21 protein-coding genes and 1 tRNA gene are annotated in these 22,613 nt (G+C 37.7%); 17 read left to right on the top strand and 5 right to left on the bottom strand.

The window, feature by feature from the left end:
* Positions 1-84: 84 nt before the first annotated feature.
* From ATS74_RS02655 to ATS74_RS02675, 5 genes are all read left to right on the top strand, one after another.
* Positions 85-732: a glutathione S-transferase family protein gene (locus tag ATS74_RS02655; RefSeq protein WP_058547387.1), complete on the top strand. Its 648-nt coding sequence runs from the start codon at positions 85-87 to the stop codon at positions 730-732.
* Positions 733-833: 101 nt separating this feature from the next.
* Complete coding sequence (locus tag ATS74_RS02660) at positions 834-1,388, top strand: elongation factor P hydroxylase (protein ID WP_058547388.1); 555 nt, start codon at positions 834-836, stop codon at positions 1,386-1,388.
* Complete coding sequence (locus ATS74_RS02665; RefSeq protein WP_058547389.1) at positions 1,378-2,508, top strand: ATP-NAD kinase family protein; 1,131 nt, start codon at positions 1,378-1,380, stop codon at positions 2,506-2,508. The genes ATS74_RS02660 and ATS74_RS02665 overlap by 11 nt, the downstream gene beginning before the upstream one ends.
* A 4-nt stretch (positions 2,509-2,512) precedes the next feature.
* Positions 2,513-2,788, top strand: a complete 276-nt coding sequence (locus ATS74_RS02670; RefSeq protein ID WP_058547390.1) for a YfcL family protein — start codon at positions 2,513-2,515, stop codon at positions 2,786-2,788.
* A 145-nt stretch (positions 2,789-2,933) separates the two neighbouring features.
* Positions 2,934-4,490, top strand: coding sequence for an AbgT family transporter (locus tag ATS74_RS02675; RefSeq protein ID WP_058547391.1), 1,557 nt, complete (start codon positions 2,934-2,936; stop codon positions 4,488-4,490).
* A gap of 80 nt (positions 4,491-4,570) precedes the next feature.
* Here the strand turns inward: ATS74_RS02675 and ATS74_RS02680 are convergent, their stop codons facing one another.
* From ATS74_RS02680 to ATS74_RS02690, 3 genes are all read right to left on the bottom strand, one after another.
* Positions 4,571-5,161, bottom strand: a complete 591-nt coding sequence (locus tag ATS74_RS02680; protein ID WP_058547392.1) for a hypothetical protein — start codon at positions 5,159-5,161, stop codon at positions 4,571-4,573.
* Between the two features lie 129 nt (positions 5,162-5,290).
* Complete coding sequence (locus tag ATS74_RS02685) at positions 5,291-7,132, bottom strand: DEAD/DEAH box helicase (protein WP_058547393.1); 1,842 nt, start codon at positions 7,130-7,132, stop codon at positions 5,291-5,293.
* Positions 7,133-7,293: 161 nt separating this feature from the next.
* Positions 7,294-7,557: a GrxA family glutaredoxin gene (locus ATS74_RS02690; RefSeq protein ID WP_004587283.1), complete on the bottom strand. Its 264-nt coding sequence runs from the start codon at positions 7,555-7,557 to the stop codon at positions 7,294-7,296.
* A gap of 256 nt (positions 7,558-7,813) precedes the next feature.
* Here ATS74_RS02690 and ATS74_RS02695 point away from each other — a divergent pair, with 256 nt between their 5' ends.
* The 9 genes from ATS74_RS02695 to ATS74_RS02735 all read left to right on the top strand — a co-directional run bounded on the left by ATS74_RS02695 (position 7,814) and on the right by ATS74_RS02735 (position 17,499).
* A complete protein-coding gene (locus ATS74_RS02695) occupies positions 7,814-8,851 on the top strand; it encodes a response regulator (RefSeq protein ID WP_058547394.1) in 1,038 nt (345 codons plus the stop codon).
* 22 nt (positions 8,852-8,873) lie between these two features.
* Entirely contained in the window at positions 8,874-9,467 is a 594-nt protein-coding gene (locus ATS74_RS02700) for a cysteine hydrolase family protein (RefSeq protein WP_058547395.1), read from the top strand.
* A gap of 10 nt (positions 9,468-9,477) precedes the next feature.
* On the top strand, positions 9,478-12,288 hold the full coding sequence (locus ATS74_RS02705) for a PAS domain S-box protein (protein WP_058547396.1): 2,811 nt from the start codon (positions 9,478-9,480) through the stop codon (positions 12,286-12,288).
* A gap of 335 nt (positions 12,289-12,623) precedes the next feature.
* Entirely contained in the window at positions 12,624-12,914 is a 291-nt protein-coding gene (locus ATS74_RS02710; RefSeq protein WP_058547397.1) for a hypothetical protein, read from the top strand.
* Between the two features lie 540 nt (positions 12,915-13,454).
* Positions 13,455-14,267: a putative bifunctional diguanylate cyclase/phosphodiesterase gene (locus ATS74_RS02715; protein ID WP_227006918.1), complete on the top strand. Its 813-nt coding sequence runs from the start codon at positions 13,455-13,457 to the stop codon at positions 14,265-14,267.
* Between the two features lie 127 nt (positions 14,268-14,394).
* On the top strand, positions 14,395-14,769 hold the full coding sequence (locus ATS74_RS02720; protein WP_058547398.1) for an Hpt domain-containing protein: 375 nt from the start codon (positions 14,395-14,397) through the stop codon (positions 14,767-14,769).
* Positions 14,770-14,778: 9 nt separating this feature from the next.
* A complete protein-coding gene (locus ATS74_RS02725) occupies positions 14,779-16,176 on the top strand; it encodes a sigma-54-dependent transcriptional regulator (RefSeq protein ID WP_058547399.1) in 1,398 nt (465 codons plus the stop codon).
* A 110-nt stretch (positions 16,177-16,286) separates the two neighbouring features.
* A complete protein-coding gene (locus ATS74_RS02730) occupies positions 16,287-16,817 on the top strand; it encodes a redoxin domain-containing protein (protein ID WP_058547400.1) in 531 nt (176 codons plus the stop codon).
* 235 nt (positions 16,818-17,052) lie between these two features.
* Positions 17,053-17,499 (top strand): Hsp20 family protein, encoded by a 447-nt coding sequence (locus tag ATS74_RS02735; protein ID WP_058547401.1) that lies wholly within the window; start codon positions 17,053-17,055, stop codon positions 17,497-17,499.
* A 60-nt stretch (positions 17,500-17,559) separates the two neighbouring features.
* Here the strand turns inward: ATS74_RS02735 and ATS74_RS02740 are convergent, their stop codons facing one another.
* Positions 17,560-19,116 (bottom strand): cryptochrome/photolyase family protein, encoded by a 1,557-nt coding sequence (locus tag ATS74_RS02740; protein ID WP_058547402.1) that lies wholly within the window; start codon positions 19,114-19,116, stop codon positions 17,560-17,562.
* Between the two features lie 261 nt (positions 19,117-19,377).
* Positions 19,378-19,839 (bottom strand): globin domain-containing protein, encoded by a 462-nt coding sequence (locus tag ATS74_RS02745; protein ID WP_058547403.1) that lies wholly within the window; start codon positions 19,837-19,839, stop codon positions 19,378-19,380.
* Between the two features lie 406 nt (positions 19,840-20,245).
* Here ATS74_RS02745 and ATS74_RS02750 point away from each other — a divergent pair.
* The 3 genes from ATS74_RS02750 (at position 20,246) to nusA (ending at position 22,597) form a co-directional block, all read left to right on the top strand.
* A tRNA-Met gene (locus ATS74_RS02750) sits at positions 20,246-20,322 on the top strand.
* A 281-nt stretch (positions 20,323-20,603) separates the two neighbouring features.
* A complete protein-coding gene (rimP, locus tag ATS74_RS02755; protein WP_058547404.1) occupies positions 20,604-21,059 on the top strand; it encodes a ribosome maturation factor RimP in 456 nt (151 codons plus the stop codon).
* Between the two features lie 38 nt (positions 21,060-21,097).
* Positions 21,098-22,597, top strand: coding sequence for a transcription termination factor NusA (gene nusA, locus ATS74_RS02760; RefSeq protein ID WP_058547405.1), 1,500 nt, complete (start codon positions 21,098-21,100; stop codon positions 22,595-22,597).
* The last annotated feature ends 16 nt before the right edge of the window (positions 22,598-22,613 follow it).

A 22,613-nucleotide genomic window follows, 5' to 3' on the forward strand; every position in this document is an offset into this window, starting at 1 on the left:
GCATCAAAAATGAAAAACAAAGTGTTGTTGGTTGTTTAATCACCTAGTAAGGTAGGAGCGTCTATTCACTTTGGTATTTACAATATGCAATTATTTATCGGTAATAAAAACTACTCTAGCTGGTCATTACGCGCATGGTATTTAATGAGTAAATTTGATGTTGAATTTAGTGAAACCCAACTCGTACTCGACACGCCTGATTTTTACAATGAACTAAAAAATATATTTGCTGTACAAAAAGTGCCAGCGCTAATTGATGGTGATTTACAGGTATGGGATTCGCTAGCAATTTGTGAATATATTAATGATGCATACTTATCTGGTGCTGCCTGGCCAAAATACATTACCCAAAGAGCTAAAGCACGCGCGTTAAGTGCTGAAATGCATTCAGGCTTTATGGCGCTTCGTAATGAAATGCCAATGAACATACGCGCAACCCGTAAAGTAGAACCATCAAGCGAAGCACTAAAAGACATCGCTCGCATAGATGAGATATTTGCACAGCAACAAGATGTGTTTCCCAATGAATGGTTTTTTGGCGACTTTAGCATTGCAGATGCTATGTATGTGCCTATTGTACTGCGCTTAAAAACCTACCAAATTACGCTATCACCAGAGGCGCAGCAATACTGTGATTTTGTGATGCGCTGCCCCGTATTGCAAACATGGATTACTCAGGCGTTAACCGAGACCGATATAGTAGAGTGCGACGAAGCAGGAAAAGACGTTTAACACCCTCATCACTTTTACTTTAAAGGTAAAAGCCCGTACAATTCGTCTCGTTTTTAGTGCGCTAATGCGGCGCTGCAACCGAGACGAATTAATCAATTTTTATGCATCAAATAGCTGACCTCATTTCAATTTTTGATTCTGCTTTTTACCAAAGCCAAAACACACGCTTAGTTAAAGGCGATGATGAGCCTATTTATTTACCTGCCAATAATACAATTATATTTAATCAGGTGGTGTTTGCCCATGGCTTTTACGCAAGTGCTTTACATGAAATAGCCCATTGGCTTATCGCCGGAGCCGAGCGAAGAAAGTGTGAAGATTATGGTTATTGGTACTGCCCAGATGGGCGAGATAAGCAAAAGCAGGCTGAGTTTGAAAATGTAGAAGTTAAACCACAAGCCATTGAATGGTTACTCAGTAAGGCCGCAGGGTTTGAATTTAATGTATCGGTAGATAATTTAAATGGTGAGCAAACTTGCCGATTTGATTTTCAGGCTAGGGTTCACCAGCACGTTTTAATATTAATAGAGCAGGGTGTTAACGCACGTACACATACACTATTAAAAGCGCTAAGTAATTTTTATAACACGCCGTGGCCATTAACTGCTCAGCAATTTAATTGGCATCACCCTCAGGAGTTACAAAATGCAGTTTAAGTTAGGCTTAATTATCAACCCTGTAGCAGGGCTTGGCGGCAGTGTTGCCTTAAAAGGCAGTGATGGTGAAAATACAGCTGCAAAGGCCATTGAGTTAGGCGCACAAGCTAAGGCCAACAGCCGTACTCAAGCTGCGCTTGAAGTGCTATTACCTTATAAAAGCCAACTAACCATTTACACCGTAAACGGCGATATGGGCGAACACGCAGCAAAAGCGCTGGGTTTTAATGTTGAAGTTGTTTATAGCGCAAATACGCTAACAACACCTAACGACACTGAAGCCGCTGCCAAAGTACTTAAAAGCTTAGGCGTAGATTTAGTGCTTTTTGCTGGTGGAGATGGTACTGCACGCAATATTTGCCATGCCATAGAAGATACCATCCCAGTGCTTGGAATTCCCGCAGGCTGTAAAATTCACTCTGGGGTATATGCTATTACACCTAAAGCTGCTGGCCGCGTTGTAGAAATGCTAGTAAAAGGTGAGCTTGTTACTGTAGCTGATGCTGATGTAATGGATATAGACGAAGAAGCCTTTAGACAAGGTACGGTAAAAGCTAAGCGTTACGGCGAAATGCAAATACCAAGCGAAGTACGTTATGTACAAGCTGTTAAAAATGGCGGAAAAGAAACCGACGAATTAGTGCTTGCAGATATAGCCGCCCACGTAGTGAGCGAAATGGACGAAGACACTTTTTATATCATGGGGAGCGGCTCAACCGTTGAAGCCATAATGCAAGAAATGGGGCTTGAGAACACATTATTAGGTGTAGATTTAATTAAAGCTCAAACCCTTATAGCGCAAGACTTAACGGCCAATCAACTACTTGATTACACTCGCGGCCACGCAACTCAACTCGTTATTACGCTCATTGGCGGGCAAGGCCATATTTTTGGACGAGGTAATCAGCAATTAAGCCCTGAGCTTATCCGCGCTATTGGTAAAGACAATATTATCGTAGTGGCAACTAAAACTAAATTACAAGCGCTGGATGGCCGCCCACTTATTTGTGATACAGGCGACAGCACTTTAGACGACGAATTAACAGGTTACATTAAAGTAACCACCGGCTATAACGACCATATTATGTATGCTGTCGGTTATGATAACCAGGAGAAGTAACACAATGAGTTTAGTGAATTATATTGATGCAGCCCAGCAATACTTTGATGATTTAGTAGTAAAAGCAACCGATGACGAGTTGTTTGCTGGTGGTTATTTACGAGGTCATTTTGACCTTGCTGTAGGTTATGCAGAAGTAGAAGAGCTGACAATTTCTATTGATGAGCTAAACGAAACCGTAGAGCAAAGCTTAGTTAAAGCTTATCGCAATGGCGAACTAAACGAAGAAGATAAAACACTGGTTGTGCGCCTATGGGAAGAAGTTAAAGCACTTGCTTAACTAACCCACCAAATACATAAAAAAGCGGCTTAATATATTAAGCCGTTTTTTTATGTCTATTTTGTGCCTAAAATAGATTTATTGGTTAATTTACTGTTGCATATTAATGGTATATTGTTACTGAAATCTATTTAGGGAGCTTTTAATGAATAACAATAATCAAGCTGGAGTACCTTCGGGGCCTATTGCTCGCTTTTTAAATTTTGTGGAGCGTATTGGTAATAAGCTCCCCGATCCTGCCATTATCTTTTTATTTGCGATGTTACTTATTTGGGTGTGTTCGTGGTGGTTATCGGGAGTTAGTTTTGAAGCCATTGATCCACGTACAGGCCAAGCCATTGTTGTAAATAACTTATTAGAGGGCGATTCACTCGCTTCGTTTTTATCCTCTATGGTAAAAACATTTACAGGCTTTGCCCCATTAGGCGTGGTACTGGTTGCTATGTTAGGTGTTGGTGTAGCTGAGCACTCGGGTTATATCAATACAGGCCTTAAGCTCATGCTAAAGGTAACGCCTAAACAGTTACTAACACCGTCAGTAATTTTAGTCGCTATTGTAAGCCATACAGCAACCGATGCAGGCTATGTTTTAGTGATCCCTTTAGCGGGAGTTATATTTTTTGCCGCCGGGCGGCACCCATTAGTGGGTATTGCTGCCGCATTTGCCGGCGTAAGCGGCGGGTTTGGTGCTAACTTTATTCCCTCAGGGATAGACCCATTACTGCAAAGCTTTACGCAAAGCGCGGCGCAAATTATTAACCCCGATATGTCGATTAACCCACTTAATAATTGGGCGTTCACTTCGGCTTCGAGTTTATTTATTGTGTTATTAGGCTGGTATATCACTGACAAAATAATTGAGCCACGTTTAAAAAATACACCGCTTAATGAAGACACCCAAAACTTACCTGCGTTTGATGAAGCAAAAAGTGATGAAAGGCGCGCTTTTTTTATAGCCAGTAGCGTAATGATCGCAGGGCTTGTATTACTTGCATTTGTATCTGCCCCTGCCGATTCAGCAATGCGCAGTGCCGATGGCTCACTAACTAATTTTAGATCTCCCCTTATGCAATCTATTGTGCCGCTAATCTTTTTATTATTTTGGATACCTGGTGCCGTGTATGGTTTTACAGTCGGTACCTTTAAAACCTCAAAAGATATGATAGACGCCATGAGCACCGCGATGAGTGGTATGGCTTATTACATTGTTATGGCGTTCTTTTGTGCGCTGTTTATTGCTGCGTTTTCTAAGTCTAACTTAGGGGCATTAATGGCTATTGAAGGGGCGCAGCTTTTAAAAGCAATGGAGTTTCCAAGTGCCGTAACTGTTGTGGGTATTATATTTTTAACCGGCTTTGTAAATTTGTTTGTTGGCTCAAGTTCAGCTAAGTGGGCGTTACTCGGGCCTATTTTTGTGCCGATGCTTATGCAACTAGGTATATCACCCGATTTAACCCAAGCTGCTTACAGAATAGGGGATTCTAGCTCAAACATAATTACGCCACTCATGCCTTACTTCCCATTGGTTGTGGTGTACTGCCAAAAGTATGTAAAAGACACCGGTATAGGCACGCTTATCGCGCTTATGATCCCTTACTCAATCGCGTTTATGATTGGTTGGAGTATTTTCTTGCTAGGGTATTGGGCACTCGGTATTCCGTTAGGGTTAGATGCGAGTTACGTTTATCCGGCGTTACCTTAACTTAAACCTTAATTTATGAACCTCACTCACTTGAGTGAGGTTTTTATATAAAATTGCTGCAATGTAAAAAGAAGTTTTAATTACCTTTCTAAATTTCTCACTATATAGCCAAACAAACTGGCCTCACCAACAATATACACATAATCGTTTTTGTTATTCATTATTGTAGATTTATCGTCGTACCATCTAAAATCGTGAGTTTCATTCGTTTTAGGATCTTTAAAGTATAAACGAGTACAACTATCTTCATACTCAGTGCCACATTCTTGTACATCGGTCAGGATGTATTCTTTATACCAATAGTCTCCTTGCGTGTAGTAAGCCCATAATTTAATAGGAGCAGAGAATAAAAAATAGAGACTTGCATAGATTAACAAAGGGAATAATGGATACATGAAGATTAATGATAACTTTGTTTTTGTATCTGAAAAACTATATTTAAGATGCTCTTTGTATGTACTGCAGCGTCTATATTTATTGAATATAAGTATATTTAAGTAGATAAATACAGCACCAGACATAACAGGGAAGGCTATAAAGCAAACAACGTTGTAGAGCTTATTTGAGATAAATGGCGGATCTGTAAAGTCCATTAAAATAGGTATAGTGATGCATAATAAAATGGGGAGTACTATTGCTACAAAGAGCAAGTTGTCGTAAATCTTTTTCAATTTTAATTCGTCCGTGAATTATAGCATTTGCTTAGTTTACAGGATTTTTGTTATTACTGAAGCAGTGGCCTTAAAACAAAAAAACCTTGGCACTTTCGTGACAAGGTTTTTTATAACGTAAGCTAAAGCTTAGTTAGATGTGAAGCTTACTGGGCGACGTTCTTTACGAGGACCGCCACGCTTATCACCGCGTTGGTTGTCTTTGTTAAAGCTACGCTTTTTATCACCACTTGGGCGCTCAGAACGCTCGCCACGTGGCTCAGCAGGGCCTTGATCTTGTGTAATTGTCATACCCATTGGGCGTTTACAAATAAACACTTTTTGGAAGTGATCAAGTACATCTTTAGGCATGTTTTGCGGTAATTGTACCGTACTGTGACTGTCGTGAAGACGAATGTCACCAATAAACTTGCTTGAGATGTCAGCTTCGTTAGCAATAGCGCCAACAATGTTTTTAACCTGTACACCATGCTCACGACCCACTTCGATACGGTAAGTATCCATTGGTCCAGCATCACGGCTGTTGCGTTCACGAGGTTTACGTTCTGCACGCTCACCGCCACGTTCGCCACCGCGCTCGTTACGACGTCCGCGATCACCACGGTCATTGCGTGAGTTGCGGTCATTACGTTCGTTACGTTCACGAGGTTGAATTTTAACTTCTTCAACTTTAATTGGTGATTGTTGCTGTGCTAAACACAATAACGCACCCGCTAAGTCTTCAGGAGCTAGTTCAAGCTTTTGCGCCATATTGGCAGCCACTTCATTGAAGAACGTAATATCTTTGTTTTCAAGTGCAAGCGTAAGCTTTTCTTGTAACGCATTGATACGTTTTTCTTCTACGATTTTAGCTGTAGGTAGTTCAACCTGTGCAATTTCAGACTTAGTATGACGAATGATATTTTTAAGTAAATAACGCTCGTTATGTTTTACGAATAAAATAGCTTTACCAGTACGACCAGCACGACCTGTACGGCCAATACGGTGAACGTAGGCTTCAGAATCTTGTGGAATATCGTAGTTGATAACTAGGCTCAAGCGGTCTACATCAAGACCACGTGCTGCAACGTCTGTTGCAATAACAACGTTTAGCATGCCATTTTTTAAGCGATCTACAGTGCGCTCACGTGCTTGCTGGTTCATGTCACCGTTAAGTGGAGCAGCAGAGAAACCTTCGCGCTCTAATAATTCAGCAAGTTGAACTGTGTCGTTACGAGTACGTACGAAAACAATAGCACCTTCATATTGCTCAGCTTCTAAGAAACGAACAATCGCTTTGTTTTTGTGTACGTGTGCGTTCCAAAACACTTGCTCAACAGATGATACTGTAGAGTTACGCGCAGAAATATGAACCTGTTCAGGGTTATTCATATATTTGCTGCTGATGTTTTGAATTTGCTTAGGCATAGTCGCAGAGAAAAGACATGTTTGCTTTTCACGCGGTGTTTTTTCCATGATGTTTTCAACATCATCGATAAAGCCCATACGTAACATTTCATCGGCTTCATCAAGTACAAGTGCTTGTAAAGCATCAAACTTGATAGTGCCACGGTTAATGTGATCAATTAAGCGACCAGGAGTCGCAACAATAATTTGTGCGCCACGACGAAGTGCGCTTAATTGAATGCTGTAGCTTTGGCCACCATAAAGTGCCAATACTTCTACACCACGAGTGTGTTTTGCATATTGTTCAAATGCCTCAGCAACTTGGATCGCAAGCTCACGTGTTGGTGTGAGTACAAGGATCTGTGGCTGTTTCACAGACGGGTCAATATTGTTTAGTAATGGCAGTGCAAATGCTGCTGTTTTACCTGTACCCGTTTGTGCTAGTCCCAGTACGTCCTTTCTTTCTAGCAATAACGGTATACATTGAGCTTGGATTTCAGATGGTGTCTTGTAACCCAACTCTTCAACTGCCTTCAAAATTGCAGGAGAAAGATTTAGAGATTCAAACGTGACTGGTTCTGACATTAATACGCCTCAACGAATTTAAAGAGGCGCGCATTATATAGGATTCACGAGGCAAATGCTTGTATAAATTACAACTAATTTGTATGTGATTGATGTTGGTCGAAATTTAACCAGTTTAATTTTTTGATTTATTAAACTGGTTAACAGATTGGCTACAAACCTTATTTATAAAGTCCTAGGTTTTCTTTAGCGTATGCTTCAAATTCTGTAAATCCACCGATGTGAGTTTGGTCTACAAAAATCTGTGGAACAGTTGGGCAAGGTTTGCCTGCTGATTTTTCAAGGTCAGCTTTGCTGATACCTTCTTTGATGATATCGATATAACGAAATTTAAAATCGTCACGTTCATTTGATAGTTGCTCGGCAACATCTTTAGCTCGTACACAAAATGGGCAGCCTTCACGGCCAAAAATTACTGTAAGCATAGTTATCTCCTCAATTTAATTAATATCATATTAAGCGATTAAAAAATTATTTAAAGATAAAAAAAGCGATTACACCATTCTAATAAATTTATAAATCAGAGAATGCTTCGCAATATGATTTGCAAAATGCAAATAAATGGATGTTGCTTAATATACTAATACTTAAGTCTATGAAAATTAGCATTTTTACAAAAGCATATTTATGGCACATAACTTGATGATTAATATTCATACACTGGGTTAATTAGAGCACTTTATGAATAATAACAGTCACGTTTTAGAGATTATCCAAGCGGTAATAGGTAAATACTGTGAAACCCGCAATCGCGATTTTTCGGTGACTCTAATCAATAAGTTACAATGCAATTATGTATGCTTGCAAGTTTCTCCTGAGCAAATAATAGCGCAATGTGAAGAGTTTTTAACACCAGGTTTAGCGTCGGTAAAAAATAGTTTTTTACTTACAGTAGAAGCTAATATCCAAGGTGTTAGTTTTCATTATTGGGTTGATGATTCTGAGCAGGTAAAGTCATTAGATGTAAATGGCCTTTTAGCGACTAAAGAGTCAGTAAATTTAGCACTTGATATTAACCAAAATGTAGATGTTTTAACTGATTGCGAATCGTTATTTAAAAGCTGTCTAAAGATGTCTGCACACACACATGATCGGTTCGGTTTAAATTTTAAATTATTTAACAGTACAATCAGAGAGTCGGTACAACTTGAAGATTTAAGGCATTTAAGCGCAGATACTTTAAAAAGCAAGTTAGATAATGACAGCCTAAACACCCACATAAAACTTTGCTCTATCAACGATATCAATCAATTAAGCCAAGCTCATAAATTTTCGAAAAGAGTTTTGGGCTGGCCTTTTTTTGATACTGATTTAATCGCTATTTTAGCAACATTACATACTCAAACTCGTTTATCAATTTTAGTTGCTGATGATAGCCTGCCAAGTCAGGTAGCAACTAAAGTAATGCTTGAAATGCTGGGTTGCGCAGTAACGTGTGCTGAAAATGGTGCGAGTGCTTTGTCGCTAGCACAAAGCGAAACATTTGATTTGCTGCTTTTAGATGAACGTATGCCTGGTATGTTTGGCAGTGACGTAGCGCAGCAGTTAATTAGTCAAAATACACCTAATAATAATACACCTAAAGTTATTTTAACGGGGATCACTGGTGATGAACAAATAGCTGAGTTATTTAAAAAAGGAATAACCCACTACTTACAAAAACCAGTAACAAAAGCGGTACTTGAGAAGTTTATTAAACCTTGGCAGCTTGCGTCTTAAATAGCTCCATAAGGAGATGACTATGTGTGATTTATCTAAAACTGCGCTTATTTTAATTGGTTTTCAAAACGATTACTTTTCACCTCAAGGTGTTTTATATGATGTGGTTGAAGAGTCATCAAGAGTTACTGGCGTGGTAAAAAATACGCTCTCGTTACTTACTCATTGCGCAGAAAAGTTCGCGTTAGTAATTAATACCCCAATTCATTTCACGCAAAATTATAGCGAGCTTAAAAATCCTATTGGCATACTAAAATCAATTGCTGATGCTGGAGCGTTTAAATCAGGGTCGTATGGTGCTCAAACTATTGATCAGTTATATCAATTTAAGCATGTTATTGATGAGATCCCAGGGAAGCGTGGACTCAACGCTTTTACTCATACGCATTTAGCTCAAACACTTAAAAATAACAATGTGAGTGAGATTGTATTAGCAGGAACCGTTACCTCTATTTGTATAGACTCTACCGCACGTTCTGCAGTTGATTTAGGCTTTGACGTTACTATTTTGAGTGATTGTACATCGAGTAGAACTCCATTTGAGCAAACATTTTACTGTGAAGAGGTATTTCCTCTGTATGCGCGTGTAATTAGCAGTAATATTTTTACAAAATAATGGAGGAAGTATGGATAATAACGACGAACTCCAGGTACAAATTCAGTACGCATTAGTAGAGAAGCTTTCTAATAGTAATCGCCGACAAGCAAAACTATTGGCAATACTAGATGAGTGCATATTTGAGTGTGATAAACATCTAAACCTTACTTATATAAACGAAGCATGGCAAAACAAACTTGGTTATTCGAGTAATGAATTAGTTGGCTCAAATATTACTAAGCTAATGAACTGCGATGATATTATGCATTTTGTTGCCTATAGTTGCAGCCTACTTGAAGGGAAGTTGCCACCAAGTACAGAAATACAGCTTAAAAATAAAGCCGGTTTAACAAACTGGTTCGAACTTAGATTAGTTTATGATGAAACAAGCGGATTTATTGGTTCGTTATATGATATTCAGCGCCACAAAGACTTTCAACTTTTACTTACCCAGCAACAAAAATATGTAAAGCGTTTATCCCTCGTAGCAAGCCATACTAATAATTTAGTTATAATTACTGACAAGTTCGGCCTAATAGAATGGGTTAATAACAGCTTTGAAACGCTTACGGGTTACACTTGCGATGAAGTTATCGGGACTTCTCCAGGTAAACTATTACAGGGCCCAAAAACCTGTAAGGAAACCTGTAAAGTAATGTCTAATGCGATAAAAAATGGATTACCGTTTCAGGTTGAAACAGTTAATTACGATAAAAACGGGAATCTATACTGGGTTGCTATTGATGCGAATCCCGTTCGGGATGATGTGGGCGAGGTGAAGCATTTTATTGCTATTGAAACCAATATCACGCAACGCGTAAAAGCTGAGCAAGCTATGGCAGAGACAGAATATAACTACCATTCTGTTGTTGATAATATACCTGATATTGTTTTGCGACTTGATACAAATGGGAAATTACTATTTATAAATCAAGCTTGGCAAAGAGTTTTAAACTCTCAAGTAGAACAGAGTATTGGCTTAGCGCTTATTAAGTTTATTGCTAAAGATGATGTTGAAAAAGTAACCAGTACTTTACTTAACTACAAAACGGGCAAGCGTGATATTAGTCGCTTTGATGTTCGGTTAATTAATGCCCAAGGCTTTGATAATTGGGTAGAGATAACACTGACACCTATATTCAATGATTATGATAATAGCTTGTCTTCTATAGCTGCAACCCTTGTTGATATTCAAGAGCGAATTGAAGGTGAGAAGATTCTGCTTGAGGCTAAGCATCAAGCTGAAATACTCGCGGAATCTAAGAGCCGCTTTATGGCTAATATTAGCCATGAAATACGTACACCATTGAATGCAGTTATTGGCTCAGCTGATATTTTGCATCATACAGGCCTAACAACTGAACAAATGCGTTACACGCAAATGATTAAGACAAGTTCTGACGCTCTACTGAGCGTGCTTGATGATGTATTGACTTATTCACGATTTGAAGCACAAGCAATTTCTTTAGATAACCGACCTTTTAGTGTTGATACATGTATAGAAGAAGCGATTGATATTGTTACCGAGAGTGCCTTACAAAAAGGGCTTGAAGTTATTTTTAATTTTTACCCTGATGTACCTACACAAGTCGTTGGTGACCATGCTCGTATAAGGCAAATAGCGATTAATTTATTAGCTAATGCGATTAAGTTTACAGAGCAGGGGGTAATTACGGTTACGGTTAAATGTATAAAAATAGCAGGCGAAGATCTAACTCTTCAGCTATCGGTTAAAGATACTGGGATAGGCATAGCTAAAAGTAAGATAGAAAGTATGTTTATGCCATTTATTCAATCCGATAACTCAATTACAAGGCAACATGGAGGGAGTGGTTTAGGGCTCGCTATTTGTAAACAAATTTGTGATGTGGTCAAAGGTGATATATCTGTTAGCTCTGAGCTGACAAAAGGTAGTGAGTTTGTGGTTAACTACCCATTAAAAATTGATACAACCGATTCTATTTTAAGGGAAGGGTTTGCAGCTAGAAGCAAAAAACCAAAAGTGTGGATTATTGGAAGTAATAAAATATTAAAAACAGCTCTTGAACATACACTTACTCGATACTCAATATCTTTTGATTGTTATGAGTTATGTCCTAGTACGCCTACATTTGACAACCCACCTGACGCAATAGTATTAACAGATCCACAACTTTTAGCTCAAACACGCCAATTCATAGATACTTACAAGTTTCTTAATACTCCATGCTTATTAAATATTGATTTGAAAGGTAAAAGCCTATTACCAAAAAACTCAAGTGAGAATGAGCTAACAATAAACGGGCCATTTAAAGTATCGCACTTGCCACGAGCTATGAGTTTACTCGAAGAGCAGCTATTTCACTTAGATATAATATATACAAATCGCGACGAAAAGGAAGTTGTCACTTTTAGTGATAAGCCGGCCCATCTCAATGGTCTCAATGTACTTGTAGCTGAGGATAATAAAAATAATCAGGTTGTAATTAGGCAGTTTTTAGAGCAAAAAGGTTGCCAAGTAGACATTGCAAATGATGGTCAAGAAGCAATTACGATGGCTAAGAGTAAAAAAATAGATCTTATTTTTATGGATATACAAATGCCTATTTTAGACGGTATTTCTGCCACGAAGGCCATTAGAGAACTCGGTATTTTAACACCCATCATAGCGCTTACTGCAAATGCGATTCATGGAGATAAGGAGCGCTTTATTGATGCGGGTATGAATGACTATTTAGCTAAGCCAATAGTAAATAATACTCTTTATTCTTTACTCGAAAAATACACTCCTCACCAAGTAACTGAATCTAAACATTTAAAGCTTATTCGCTTAGCTGAAGTATGGGAAAAGCTATCTTAAAATCAAAATTATAGTTAAATATCTATGAGAATATTTGATTAAACATCAAATTAATCTAATCTTTTAGGGGTAAGTTATATTTTATTTGTAATATTTAAAGGTTGTTTTTAGCGTGTTTTTTCATATTGAATCGCATATTGCAATTCAATATGAAAATTTAATTCGGTAAGAATTGGTAATACTAGCTAACTAGATATTTCGTTCGTTTTAATTGCTTGATCTTATTATGTATTTTATTTTTTGATCTAGACTCGGTTAGTTGGCACGGCTTTCGCAATATACTCATTAAGTTAAACGAATATAGTTTAAATGTCTTACATTTTAAGAGGTGCACAATGCAAACAAATACAAAAGCTAAACCACAAACAAAGAGTATTAGCTGGGTTTTAACCCCGGAAATTATGGCTTTATCTATTTTGCTTGTAGCTGCCTTAGTTATTAGTATTACGGTATTAAGAGATACAAGCTCTCTTGAACCTTTAGCTGATATTAAGCCAATGTCATTCTCACAAACTGATTTAGAAGACGCCCAATTAATGAATGATACTTTTGACTCTAAAAATCCAAATTACGCACAGCATTTAGATACATCAAAAAGTGAAGAAATCACAACATTTTCAAACTAGAGACTTTTGCGCAGGTAACCATGTTGCCTGCGTTTTTTACGCCCATCAAACTTCCTTAATTTTCAATTAGAAATATTTAGCAATGCTTCTCCCTCTATTAATAATACTTAATGTTTATTCCTAAATCATTTTTGCGGCTACTTAGTAAGCCGTTGTTTAAAGCACACACTTTTTAGATAGCTAAAAATTAAAGTAATACCAACCTGTATAAATATCGCTCAATTTAACGAATTAGATTGCACTATAAGATAGTTAAAAATTCTTTATTTAGAACATAGATACAAAAACTTTTGTCTAGTTTTAGCGTATTTTTCTTAACGTTATATAAACCCATATATAAGCAGGTTGTATAAAACTCATGAGTTAGTGCGTTGCAATCTGAATTGCAAAATGCAAATGCTTTAGGAGGTGAGTAAAGGTAAATTATATCGTTTTAACATACTGAATTTATTATCTTATTGTTGCTCTTTTCGATTTTAAAAATGGTCTGTAAATTGCTATATGTAAAGGAGACCATCTGATAAAGCCACGGAGCAAATAATGAATGCATTTAATACCTTAGAATCCTCAAACTCGGTAAACTTAGCCAGGTGGCATGAGCTTGAACAAATCATGACTGACGCAATGCAAAATAATTATTTTAAAATGGTGTATCAGCCTTTGGTTTCATTAGCATCAGGTAAGTTAGTGGGTTTTGAGTCACTAGTTAGATGTGATTCTCCTCGGTTTGGCATTGTGGGCCCCGATGAGTTTATTCCTCATGTAGAGCAGTCTGGCATGATATTAGATTTAGGTGATTGGATTTTTGAACAAAGCTTATCTGATTTAAAGCAGATGAGGCACTTAGGTATGACCGACTTAGCTATTTCTTTAAATATCTCACCCGTACAAATTTTAGATGGCGATGTATTTTCAAAAGTTATGGGGTTACTCGAAAAGCATGATATCCCGCCTCATGCAGTAAAAGTAGAATTAACAGAAACAGCGCTAATTCATAGCCCTGCAAAAATAGCAAAAGCGTTTGAGAACTTTCATAAAGAAGGTGTAAAAGTGTGGATAGATGACTTTGGTACTGGTTATGCCTCGCTTGGTTTGCTTCGTCAATTTGATATTGATGGTCTAAAAATAGATCGTAGTTTTGTAAGTGGTATTGCTAGTAATAATGAAGACTTTACCTTATGCAGTGCAATCATTGCGATGGCACAAAGACTCGGTTTAGAAACCGTTGCAGAGGGAATTGAGGAAAATGAACAACTTCAAATACTAGAGCAGTTAGGGTGTGATATTGCTCAAGGCTATCTGCTTGATAAGCCACAAACATTATCTAAAAGTATTGAAATTTGGGCGCCGTAGCACATAGCGTTTATTATGGTTTGCAAAATGCGAAAAACGAATTACTCTTATATTATAAATATCTCAATATATCAGCTAATAGTGGCGTATTAGTTAGGCTTATTACAATAAAAAATAAAGGACTTTTATGCCCATATCAGAGAAATTTGTTGATAAAAGTATAACAGAGCTCCATGTATTAGCTCAGCTTGAAAAAGATGTTGGGATTGAAGTATTAGCAAAGTTAATAAAACTATTTATTGACGAGCTAGTCACCATGAGAGACCAAATAAAAACAGCAATTGATAATGAAGACACGGTTAAGGTTAAAGAAATAACACATGTATTAAAAAATTCGGCTGCTTTGTATGGTGCAGCCCCTTTAGCTGCACTGGCAACACAGCTTCATGACTCTCCACCCGCAACAACGTCAGAAAATATTCACTTAGCACTTATCATTCAGCACAATTTGGATAAAACCCGCGATGCTTATCAAGTCATCATTAATAATATAGCAATTTAAGGTGCCACCATGAAAAATACACATGATAAAGGGCTTGTATATATTGTTGAAGATAGCATCGCCAGTGGAGCTCTATACGCCAGCCAGCTTGAACAAGCAGGGTACGAATGTAGACACTTCACTGATGGCTACTCAGCTTTAGTTGGTATAAAAGAAAAAATGCCTACGGTGATTGTACAAGACGTCTGCTTACCCGATATTAGTGGTTTAGAAGTACTTCAATTTGTAAATAAACAAAAAAATCCAGCTAATGTAGTAATGATCACTTCAAATAGCTCTATTGATGTGGCCGTAGAAGCTATGCGACTAGGTGGTTTTGATTTTTTAGAAAAACCTTTCACAAGCCAACGACTAATTAGCTCTGTAGAGAGTGCGCTTACACCAAAAGAGCAAGTAACAGCAAAACCATTAGTTGATAAAAACACTCAGAACCAAGATTTTGTTGGTGAGTCACTCGCAATGAAAACGGTGTTTAGGCTGCTTGACAGCGCAGCAAGAAGTAAAGCGTGTGTATTTATAACGGGTGAAAGTGGTACAGGTAAAGAAGTATGTGCGCAGACTCTTCATGACGCAAGCCCCCGGAGTAAGGGACCTTTTATTGCAATTAACTGTGCGGCAATTCCTGCTGAATTATTTGAATCTGAGTTTTTTGGTCATGTAAAAGGGGCCTTTAGTGGTGCTTTAAGTGATAGGAAAGGGGCTGTAGAAGTTGCTAATGGAGGGACTTTATTTTTAGATGAACTTTGTGAAATGGAGCTCAATTTACAAGCTAAATTATTACGTTTTTTACAGACAGGTATTTTTAGCCGTGTAGGTAGCAGCGAAATATTACACAGTGATGTGCGTTTAGTGTGTGCTACAAATAGAAACCCAATTATTGAAGTGGCTGAGGGGCGTTTTAGAGAGGATTTGTATTATCGTCTAAACGTTATACCTGTAAAACTGCCACCACTGCGAGAGCGTGGCAACGATATATTACTTTTAGCTGATTACATACTTAAACAAAAGAGCGACAGTAATGGTAAAAGCTTTACCGACTTTTCAGAGGACGTTAAATCTCTTTTTTGTAATTATGATTGGCCAGGGAATATCCGAGAGCTACAAAATGTAATAGAAAACACGGTTGTAATAAATGATGCTCAAATAATTGAAAGAGAAATGCTACCAAGCTCCTTTGGTTTAACGGCGTCAGTGTCATCAAATAAATCAATATCATCAGTTAATATGAATGCTTCAAGCTCTATGCCCTCGCCAATGTCTGTGCATGATATAGAACCGTTGTGGCAGGTAGAAAAAAGGGCTATCGAGAATGCAATTCAGGTGTGCGACGATAATATTCCACTTGCAGCAGCTTATTTAGGAGTTAGTGCTTCTACCATTTATAGAAAAATAAAGGGCTGGTCTTAAATATTAATAGATTTCTAATTACATTTTCAGGTTGAATTAATAAAAGTTACCCTAAGCTCTGTAGGTGAGAGCAAAGTTAATTTTATCTGAAACAGTAAAAGGAGATCGCAATGAGTAACACTAGTTTAAAACCTGCGGATATTATGCCATCACTAATAGTGAGTGATGTGGACGAGAAAAAAATAGACTTAGTAGACAGAGTAAGTGACTCCCCATGGAAAATGATTGTTGTTTATAGAGGTCAACATTGCCCTAAATGTACTGCACAACTTAATGAGCTTGCTAAAATACATAAAGACTTCAAGGAGGCTGGCGTTGAAGTTGTTGCTGTTAGCGGTGATAGCCATGAGCAGCTTACTAAGCATTTTGAAAAAATAGACATTAATTTCCCAATTTACTCCGGTTTAACCATCAAGCAAATGACCGACTTAGGGCTACATATCAGTGAGCCACGAAGTGATGCAGAAACTGATCATCCATTTGCAGAACCTGGCATTTTTGTACTTAACGAAAAAAATCAGCTTCAGATGCTCGATATATCAAACAGCCCATTCGTTCGCCCCGATTTAGAACAGTTATTAGGTGGAATTAAGTTTTCAAGAGAAAACGACTATCCAATTCGTGGCACATTTATTAAATAATATTATTTATAAATGATTTAAAAAGGCACAGTTTTGTGCCTTTTTTTATTTTTATTTTAAATTTTTTATTTAATTACTTGAAAACAAAATTACTGCCCATAAATAGTTATGTGAAGACGCCTGATGGGTCTTTATTTAACAGAAGTAATTGAAATTTATATTATTATTTAATTGTGTTGTACTTGTTCAAAAGAAAAGTAGCAACATTATATCGCTTAAATATGAGGATATTATTATGCGTACAGTAGACTTATCACCATTATACCGTTCATTCATTGGCTTTGATCACTTAGCATCTTTAATGGACGCAGCAGCACGTACAGACAAGCAACCAAGCTTTCCTCCGTACAACATAGAAGCACTCGATAAAGATAAATATCGTATCACAATGGCCGTAGCAGGCTTTAGTGAAAGCGAGTTAACCATTGAGTCAGAAAATAACACGCTTAAAGTTGCAGGTACTAAAGCAAATAAAGATGAAAACGCAGAGCGTAAATTTATTCATCAAGGTATTGCTGAGCGTAACTTTGAACGTAAATTCCAGTTAGGAGATCATGTAAAAGTACTTGGCGCAGATTTAGCCAACGGCTTACTAAGTATTGACTTAGAACGTGAAATCCCTGAAGCACTAAAACCACGTAAAATTGAAATTGGTAGCAGCAATTTAATAGAAGGTAAATAATCTTCTGAATTACATTTTTCCCTGATTATTTAGCCGCCTCGTTTGAGGCGGCTTTTTACATTATAAAGAATCTATATTTTTGATATGGTGCTTTGCTTGCTCAAGGGTTTGTGTTTGAAGATCGGATGACTGTTTATCCCAATTCTTATAAACCATGCCTATTCTGGGGTTAGACTGTAGTTTATCTCGATGTTTATCCATAAAATGCCAATATAAACTGTTGAGCGGACACGCATTATCACCTATTTTTTGCTTTACATCGTATCGACAGTTTTTGCAGTAATCACTCATCTTATTAATGTAATTGCCACTTGCTGAATAGGGCTTGGTTGCAATAATGCCGTCATCTGCAAACTGACTCATTCCTCGTGTGTTTGGCATTTCCACCCATTCTATGGCGTCTATATAAACGCCTAAATACCAATTATCTACTTCGTTCGGATTTATGCCTGTTAATAAGCAAAAGTTCCCTATGACCATTAGGCGTTGTATATGATGCGCATAAGCCGTTTCGAGGCTTTGGGTAAGGGCGTGGCTTAAACAGTTCATTTTTGTATCCCCATTCCAAAAATAATGAGGCATTTTTTGTTTTGCATCCAGCTGGTTTTTATTAGCGTAGTCGGGCATATTCACCCAATAAATAGCTCTTACATATTCTCTCCAGCCTAAAATTTGCCTGGTAAACCCCTCTACTTGTGAAATTGTTATTTGCTGAGGATTTTGTTCATATTCGTTTATCACACGTTTAATTACATAAAGTGGGTTAAGTAGTTTTGCATTTAATGCGAACGATAAACGGCTGTGATACAAGCTGATATTATGATTACATTGATCTGTCATCGCATCTTGAAATTGCCCAAACCGGCTCAGTAAATTTTTACAAAAGTATTCTAAGCAATCAATAGCTTGCTTTCTGGTGGTTGGCCACTGAAGTAACTCATCTTTGATTTCTCCAAAATAGCTCACATTATGTTTGTTTAAACGAGAAATAATACTGCTTACATCATTATCGAACATTTTTGGAACAGGGATATCAGCTAAGTCACTTTTTGAAAATTTATTACGGTTATTACTGTCATAGTTCCACTTTCCACCTTGTGGCTTTGCACCATCCATCAATATATTGTATTGCTTTCTCATTGCACGGTAAAAGTGTTCCATCGTCGCATGTTTGTTTTTAGTGAACCGTTCATTTATTTGTTCAAACTGTAATAAAAAGTGTTCTGTATCAACTGCGTTTATATTAAATGCACTCTTTTTTTTAAAATTATTAAGTTGTTGCTTTAAACGAAACTCATCAGGGTACTGATACTCTATTGCCGAGCAATTATATTGAGTTGCTATGCGGGTAAGTAAACCGGGGAGGTTTGCATCGCCGTGTGTTTCATCTAGTGTTAAATGAAGTACATTAAATCCGGCTTCTTTAAGCGCGCTTGCAAAATTAGCCATAGCACTAAAAAAAGCGCATAATTTTTGTATATGATGTTTTACGTAATTAGTTTCTTGTTTTAGTTCCGCAATTAGGTATAAAGTGTCATTATCTTTATGCTTAAACCATGAGTGAGATGGGTTGAGTTGGTCGCCCAATATAAGCCTTACTGTTTTATAGTTTGTCATAGCATACCCAAACAAATTTTATACGGCATAACATTAATTATCGATCGTGACGATTTAAAGTAGTTTAGAAGAGGACTAGCAATCTTGTATTATGGGGCCTAACAGGCATCATAACCGTTCATAAGTATGCCACACGTAAGTGCGAGTTTGACTGCTAAATAGGTACTTTATAAGTTTAGAGAAAAATAAGTTTGACGTGTATTTAAAAAGCTAAAGTATAAAAATCTAATAAATTTCCTTACCTTTTAAGTCTATCGAGGGTTAAATATTGTTGCTCTGTTTTTGCTGTATTTTTTGTTGTAACGAAATTACATTTGAAACATTAAACAGAGTGTTATTAGCAAATTTCTCAAAAAAATTGAGAGCATCTCTCCAAGCTAGTTGACTTTCATGAGTAAAATATGTGCCAAGGTGTTCTTTAAGAGTTTCGTAAAACGCATCTGATAAAATAGTTATATCATTTTGAGTTGCTCCAGAGTTTTTTAAATACGCTAGATGATGTACTAGAAAAGGCGCAACCGATGAAGGCTTGTTTAAATGTTTAATAATTCGCTCGAGCACACAAAACAAAGTAAAGCTTTTTTCGTTAAAATATGACGCTGCTGGGTAATCCATCTTGATATCAGACTCAGCTAATTTATTATGAAACCGAGCAGTAAATGCATGAAAGTTTGGTTTAATAATCTTTAAATTATTTAACAATGCTGTTTGTTGTGTATTCATTTTTATCTCTTCGCAGTAGATTATAATTATTATTCTCAATCTGGTTACGCTTTATTATAGCGGGGTGTGCAAATACTGCACGTTTTTTTAGTGTTAAAGTATGAGTTTTAGTTTTTGCTTTGGTTTTTCTAGTCATTGCGTATATACAAAAGCTCTTTTAAAGTCAGTTTGTATGCACACTTTAAATGTAGCTTAATTAAACAAGTATACAAAGTGGCTGTGTTTTGTGAAGCTTATGATCCTAATATCTACATAAAATTAGCATCTTGACGAATTGATATTTTTATAAACTAATTATTTATTATGGTTGCTAATTACCCCACACATCCTTATAATAGCGGCCATTGTTTAGCGTGTTGTAAAACAGCTAACAGCGATATTAAATTTAAGGTTTGATATCTATTGGCGCGGGATGGAGCAGCCTGGTAGCTCGTCGGGCTCATAACCCGAAGGTCGTCGGTTCAAATCCGGCTCCCGCAACCAATTCTACTAGTAGGTATTACCTTACTAATTTATATCGCGCATTCTAAGTAATGCGCGTTTTGCGTTTTAAGCTATGTAGTTTAAATTAGGTCAGTTACTGACTCGCAACCAAGCTTGGCCCTCGGCCACACAGTTTTATGCTTTATTGGTGTGACGCCCCGCTTGGTTCGGGGCGTTGTTGTATCTGCACCTTACGATTTATGGCAATTGTCATCAAATCAAAACTTAAACTCAGTATTTTAGGGCTATAAGCCCTTTTTTTGTTTGTATGGAGGATTTTCGTGACAAAACTTGAACAAGATTTAGTAACCATGTTAACGCCTGCGGTAGAAATGTTAGGCTTTGAATTACATGGTCTTGAGTTTGTGCAAGCGGGTCGCCATTCTACCTTAAGAGTATATATTGCTCATGAGGATGGGATCTCAGTTGATAACTGTGCGGACGCGAGTCGTCAAATTAGTGCGATTTTAGACGTCGAAGACCCAATTACAAACGAATATGATTTGGAAGTATCGTCTCCTGGTGTTGATCGTCCATTATTCAAACAAGATCACTACGAGCAGGCGCAAGGAGAGGAAGTACGCGTGCGTACTAAACTTCCACAAGACGGTCGTCGTAATTTTAAAGGCGACTTAGTAGCTGTTAGCAGCGATATGATCACACTATCTAGTGATGGTGCAGAGTATTTAATCATGCTTAGTAACATCGAACGTGCGAATTTAATCGCAAAGTTTTAATTCGAGTGCGAAGGAATAGGGCAAGCGAGGCATTACCCATGGCAAAAGAGATATTATTGGTTGCTGAAGCCGTTTCCAATGAGAAAGCGGTTCCAAAAGAAAAGATTTTTGAAGCTTTAGAGTTCGCTCTAGCAACAGCAACAAAGAAAAAACACGATGGCGAAATTGAAGTGCGTGTAGCAATTGACCGTAAAACGGGCGATTACGATACGTTCCGTCGTTGGCAAATTGCAGCAGTACAAGAAGATGGTTCATTAGAAAACCCTTACAGCGAAATCACACTAGAAGCAGCTCAAGTTGAAGAACCTGATTTGCAAATGGGCGATTACGTTGAAGAACAGATTGAATCTATCAAATTTGACCGCATAACTACACAGATGGCAAAACAAGTTATCGTACAAAAAGTGCGTGAAGCTGAACGTGCTTTAGTTGTAGAAGCTTATAAAGATCAAGAAGGCGAGCTTGTTACAGGTGTAGTTAAAAAAGCGACCCGTGATGCAATCGTACTTGATTTAGGTAATAACGCAGAAGCTGTTATTTACCGTGACGATATGCTTCCACGTGAAAACTTCCGTCCAGGGGATCGTATTCGTGGTCTTCTTTACGAAGTTAAACCAGAAGCACGTGGCGCACAATTATTTGTTACGCGTTCAAAACCAGAAATGCTGATGGAATTATTCCGCATTGAGGTGCCAGAAATTGGCGAAGAAATGATTGAATTACGTGCCGCAGCACGTGATCCAGGTTCTCGTGCTAAAATCGCCGTTAAATCTAACGACAAACGTATTGACCCAGTGGGTGCGTGTGTTGGTATGCGTGGCGCACGTGTTCAAGCTGTATCGTCAGAACTTGGCGGTGAGCGTGTTGATATCGTTCTTTACGATGACAACCCGGCGCAGTTTGTTATTAACGCAATGGCACCTGCAGAAGTAGCTTCAATCGTAATGGATGAAGACACTCACTCAATGGATATCGCTGTTGAAGCAGATAACCTAGCACAAGCAATTGGTCGTAATGGTCAAAACGTGCGTTTAGCAAGCCAATTAACTGGCTGGGAACTAAACGTAATGACTGTTGAAGACATGCGTACTAAAAATGAAGCTGAGTCAGATAAGTTAATTAACTTATTTACTGAAAACTTAGATATCGATGATGAGTTTGCATCACTACTTATCAACGAAGGTTTCTCGACACTTGAAGAAGTGGCGTATGTACCTGCATCAGAGTTTTTAGAAATTGATGGCTTAGATGAAGAAACAGTAGACGTTTTACGTTCACGTGCAAAAGACGCGTTAACGACTAAAGCGCTTAAAACGGAAGAAAGCTTAGATGGTGTAGAGCCAGCTGAAGACTTACTTGCGCTTGAAGGCTTAGAACGTCATTTAGCATTTGTTATGGCAAGTAAAGGTGTAGTTACACTTGAAGACTTAGCTGAGCAAGGCATCGACGAACTAGTTGATATTACAGAGCTATCACCTGAAAAAGCAGGTGAATTAATTATGGCTGCACGTAATATTTGTTGGTTTGCAGACGAGTAATTTATTAACGGAGGTA

The organism is Pseudoalteromonas sp. H103, assembly GCF_001469205.1.
Classification (GTDB): Bacteria; Pseudomonadota; Gammaproteobacteria; order Enterobacterales; family Alteromonadaceae; genus Pseudoalteromonas; species Pseudoalteromonas carrageenovora.